Raw genomic sequence first — 4,150 nt, 5'->3', positions numbered from 1 at the left:
GTGTGGCGGCGACACGATGTCATGGTGCAGTGCTGTCGGTGGGTCGGTCGCAAGCAGGCCCCGACACAGGCGCCAGCACATTCCGGGCGGTAAGTCAGACCGGAGAATACCCATGATGCGGCGCCCGACCCGTCGAACCACGCTAACGCCCGCCAGTCGGTGGTTTGCTCGACGAGGTAGCTGCCGACCTGTGGCGCGACGATCGCCTGCGAGCCATGGCCCCAGCCCGGGCTTCCGTCGAGTGGCTGAAGCCGATAGCATCTGAGGATGTGGAACCACTACCAGACGATTAAGGCGCGCGAACGTCTCCAGAGGAAGTTCGACGTCATCCTGCCGCCGAATTGGGTGGCACCGAACGGCGGCCACATCTACAAGCACAACCAAGCTCCGTTCGTCATCAATCCGGCAGGCCCCGACAAAGCCGGAGGCCTTGAGCGCGAGTGCCTCATTGGGGAGTTCGGGCTGCTGCCTGCGCGCACGCGCAAGCGCGATATCAAGCGCGACACGCTGAAGGCCAGGTCGGAAACAGCGGCGGAGGAGCTCTCCTACGCAATCCCCTGGCGGCGCCAGCACTGCGTGATCCCGGCCGACTGTATCTACGAGCCCGACTGGCGAACGGGGAAGGCGATCGAGACCCGCATCGAGCGCGTTGACGGGGATCCGATGGGCCTGGCGGGCTTGTGGGACCGGTGGGTCGACGCCGGCACCGGCGAGGTCGTTTTCAGCTTCACGATCCTCACGATCGACGCGACCACGCACGCGCTGATGAAGAACTTTCACCGCGCCGGCAAGGACAAGCGCATGGTCGTGATCCTGCCGGAGGCGATATACGACTTGTGGCTGGCGGCGCCCGCCGACGAATCGATGGCGTTCATGCAGRAGTACCCCGCCGAGCTGCTGGTGGCCACGCCTGAGCCGCTGCAGCACGCGCCGCAGGCCGGCCTGCTCTAGTCCACAGCAACGAGGAACGCACCATGATCGACGCGCTTGGGTTCATTTACGACGTGGCCAAGGACATCAAAGAACACTTCGCCTGGAAGGATGAAGACAAGCTAGTTGAGATCACATGGCCGCAGTCGTCGGGGTTCGAGAACGAGGCGAAGAAGGCCGGCTACGACATCGGATGGACCCGACCCGACAGGGTTGAGACCAAGAAGCTGGAGGGCTACGACGTTATGTTCGAGTTGGATAAGGCTGCAGGCTGGGTCCTTATGGACAAGAGGGGGTGACACATGCACGTCAACGCCTGCGAGACGCTGCTTAGACTTCAGGCAGTCTCGGGGAGATTTCCCGGGGAGATTGACGGGGAATACCGGGGTTTTTAGAGGAGTCTCTGAGGGCGTTTTCACTGGAGGACGTTGATTTCATTGACCAGATTTTTTCCGCTAAAACCCCCACTCCCATCGACCTGGCCGGCGTCCGCCGCCGTGTGATGGCGATGTGTCAGGACCGCTCACACCACGGCTCGGCCGAGTCGTTCGGCCAGACGAGCATGCGAGTCCCGGCTGTTCGCGCTCGTCCGATGGTGCGCTCACAGAGCTTTCCACCTATTCGGGAAGCGTCAGCGTAGGCAGCCAGGATTCCCGCTCTCTTGTCAGCGCGGCCGAGCAGGGCGGCAAGCACTCCAATGGGATCGCCGGTTGCCGCGCTTGATTCGAGAGCGGAGGCTCAGGGCGCTCGATCGGCGGCGGCGCGGAATTGGGCAATTTGCACGCGCAGCCGCTCATCAGTAACGCGAGCAATAGCAAAGTTCGGTTGGGCAGTGAGCGTTTCTTTTGCAGCTTCATTGAGAGCCTTTCCCTTGTTCAGCGGTGCGCCGCGCCTCTTCATGGCGCTCCGCGCGATCGGCCAGCCGCGCACTCTCGGCAGCCGTCGCCATGTAGTCGGAGAGGTCCGCGCGGGCCTCGGCGGCTTCAACTGGAGCCTTGCTCCATTGCACTTCCTTGACTGGCCAGCGCGCCGGTCAGCAGCAGCGCCCACAGCGCCCCGGGCAGCATGTCGAAGGCGGCGAAGAAGGCCTTCATTCGTCGTCTTCCGGCAGGTCGGGCAATGCGAACGGGTCCATCAGACACATTCACATCAGGGGCCAGAAAATGACCAGCATCAGCGGCACTCCGGCGCGGCCACGTCGATGGCCAGAGCGAACCGCGCGACGAGCCGATCACTGTAATCCTTCGCGGGATGACCCCACCGACAGCGCGCAGAGCTTGACCTCGCAAGCCTCGCGCGCGACCGGCGGCCCTATGAGACCAGCGACGGCCACATCTGCGTGCTGGTCTACAACGACAAGCACTGGCGCAGCTTCTTCGAGGCCATCGGCCAGCCCGAGGTCTTCGCGCAGGACGCACGCTTCGGCAGCCAGGCAAGCGCCTCGAAAACATCGATCACGTCTATGGCTTTCTCGGCGAAATCTTCCGCACGCGGAGCACCTCGGAGTGGCTTGCGCTGCTGGAGCGCGCCGACATCCCGGCCGCGCGAATGTACAGCATCGAAGATATTCTTGCGGACCCTCACCTTGAGGAGACCGGCTACCTCCAGCCCGTGACGCACCCGAGCGAGGGCGAGATCCTCGATACCGCCAACCCGACCGAGTGGTCGCACTCGGTGCCCGAGCGGCGGCACCATGCGCCGAGGCTCGGAGAGAACACAGTGGAGATCTTGCGCTAGTTTGGCTATGCCGATGAACGAATTCAGGAGTTGCTGTCTGATGCAGCGATACAAGGAGAGGCTACTCGGCTGGAAGGCCTCTGGCCTTCGTGAAGCTGCGAAGCCTGCTGTAGGCGCCGGGATTGCGCCCCGCGGGCCTATTCGATGCCTTTTCCCACTGCCTCGTGCAGGTCGTAGTCGCGCAGCATCACCGGTTCGATGGAGCCGCCCGATACGCGCCTGCGCACAGCTGCATTGAGTTCCTGCGCGTGAAGGTGGTAGGTCGCCAGCGGCTCGTCGTCAATGGCGGTCGAACGATAGCAGTAGTGCAACGTTTCCTTGCCGATGCTCGCACCAACGTATTTGTCATCGATGGCCACCCAGAAATGCACGGCGCCCGAGGCCTCATGAAAGAAGGGAGTGTTCGACATACGAGGTCCTTGGATGGTTTCCGCGGTCGTCGATCCAGATTGACGCCTTGGTTTCAATGGCATGGATGGCATCGCCGCCGTTGGCAAATTGCCTGCACGAGATGATGTGGCACTGGCATACCTCGTCGAAGTACAGCACTGCCCCGGCGGCCACGGTGCCGTCGTAGGCAACGCTTGTGAGGTGGCTGCGTATCTCCCAGCCTTGATAGGAGGAGCGTGTTGAGTCGTGGTCGTGTTCCATGGTGCCTTGCTTGAACAGGGGCTGAGCCCGATGTTCCCTTCTACGCCGGGCACCGCCACTCGTCCGTACGGCAGCGCACAGACACAAGCATCGGCCGCCGGATGCCCCGCATCGGTTCAAAGCAATCCCGCGTAGCTTTTCCTGTCCGCGGCATAGCAGGCGCACGCCGTTGCTTCGAGTCCTGGACGATCGAGCACGTTGAGGGTTCCGCGGTTGTACTCGATCAACCCACTGCGCTGCAACGAACCGGCGGCCTCGGTGATGCCGACACGGCGCACGCCCAGCATGTAGGCGAGAAACTCATGCGTGACGTGGAAACTGTCGGCATGGGCGCGGTCCTGGCTCATCAGGAGCCAACGCGCGAGGCGCGGGCCGATCTGGTGAAAACGCAGACAGGCAGCCGACGCGGCCAGCTGCGACATCGAGACCTGGATGTAGCGATCCAGCACTCGCTGCAGTGGCGCGTTGCGTGCCAGTTCGCGCTGGAAGTCGGCAGCAGTGATGCGCCAGGCCGCGCCGGCGCCTTGCACCAGCGCGCGCAAGGGCGCGATCTCCACGCCGAGGGCGAGGTTCGAGCCCAACATCCCTTCGCGACCCACCATGCCCACTTCCAGTCCGGGATGCTCGTCGATCTCCGCAACCAGCGAGATGAAGCCGTCGACGGGAAAGTAGACGTGAAGGGTTGCAGCGCCCGGCTCGTGGATCACTTCGGCCAGGATCAGATGGATCGGTTCGCAGACGTCCAGCAGCCGCCGGCGGTCATTGCGCGGGAGCAGTTCGATGAGGTGGTTCTCGATCGCGGCCAAGAGATGCTCCGTGTGAGTGGTACGAG

Annotated in this window: 6 protein-coding genes and 2 pseudogenes; 3 read left to right on the top strand and 5 right to left on the bottom strand. The window is 63.3% G+C overall.

Annotated features, from left to right (window positions below):
* The first annotated feature begins 267 nt into the window (after positions 1 to 267).
* Both AC1D2K_RS31140 and AC1D2K_RS31135 read left to right on the top strand, forming a co-directional pair.
* Entirely contained in the window at positions 268 to 951 is a 684-nt protein-coding gene (locus tag AC1D2K_RS31140; RefSeq protein ID WP_478093850.1) for an SOS response-associated peptidase, read from the top strand.
* Between the two features lie 23 nt (positions 952 to 974).
* Entirely contained in the window at positions 975 to 1,229 is a 255-nt protein-coding gene (locus AC1D2K_RS31135) for a hypothetical protein (protein ID WP_478093849.1), read from the top strand.
* A gap of 214 nt (positions 1,230 to 1,443) precedes the next feature.
* Here AC1D2K_RS31135 and AC1D2K_RS31130 read toward each other — a convergent pair.
* Positions 1,444 to 1,644, bottom strand: a pseudogene (locus AC1D2K_RS31130) (DUF2514 family protein); the annotation flags it as partial.
* 24 nt (positions 1,645 to 1,668) lie between these two features.
* Entirely contained in the window at positions 1,669 to 1,830 is a 162-nt protein-coding gene (locus tag AC1D2K_RS31125; RefSeq protein WP_478093847.1) for a hypothetical protein, read from the bottom strand.
* A gap of 439 nt (positions 1,831 to 2,269) precedes the next feature.
* Between AC1D2K_RS31125 and AC1D2K_RS31120 the strand changes: the two are divergent.
* A pseudogene (locus tag AC1D2K_RS31120) lies at positions 2,270 to 2,667 on the top strand (CoA transferase).
* Positions 2,668 to 2,804: 137 nt separating this feature from the next.
* Here AC1D2K_RS31120 and AC1D2K_RS31115 read toward each other — a convergent pair.
* From AC1D2K_RS31115 to AC1D2K_RS31105, 3 genes are all read right to left on the bottom strand, one after another.
* Positions 2,805 to 3,077, bottom strand: a complete 273-nt coding sequence (locus AC1D2K_RS31115; RefSeq protein ID WP_478093845.1) for a DUF1488 family protein — start codon at positions 3,075 to 3,077, stop codon at positions 2,805 to 2,807.
* Positions 3,052 to 3,318, bottom strand: coding sequence for a hypothetical protein (locus AC1D2K_RS31110; RefSeq protein ID WP_478093844.1), 267 nt, complete (start codon positions 3,316 to 3,318; stop codon positions 3,052 to 3,054). Before AC1D2K_RS31110 ends, AC1D2K_RS31115 begins: the two co-directional genes overlap by 26 nt.
* 116 nt (positions 3,319 to 3,434) lie before the next feature.
* Entirely contained in the window at positions 3,435 to 4,124 is a 690-nt protein-coding gene (locus AC1D2K_RS31105; protein WP_478093842.1) for a Crp/Fnr family transcriptional regulator, read from the bottom strand.
* Positions 4,125 to 4,150: the final 26 nt, after the last annotated feature.

It is taken from the genome of Variovorax sp. P1_H12_2 (assembly GCF_056405335.1).
This window is presented reverse-complemented; position numbering and strand designations above follow the sequence as displayed.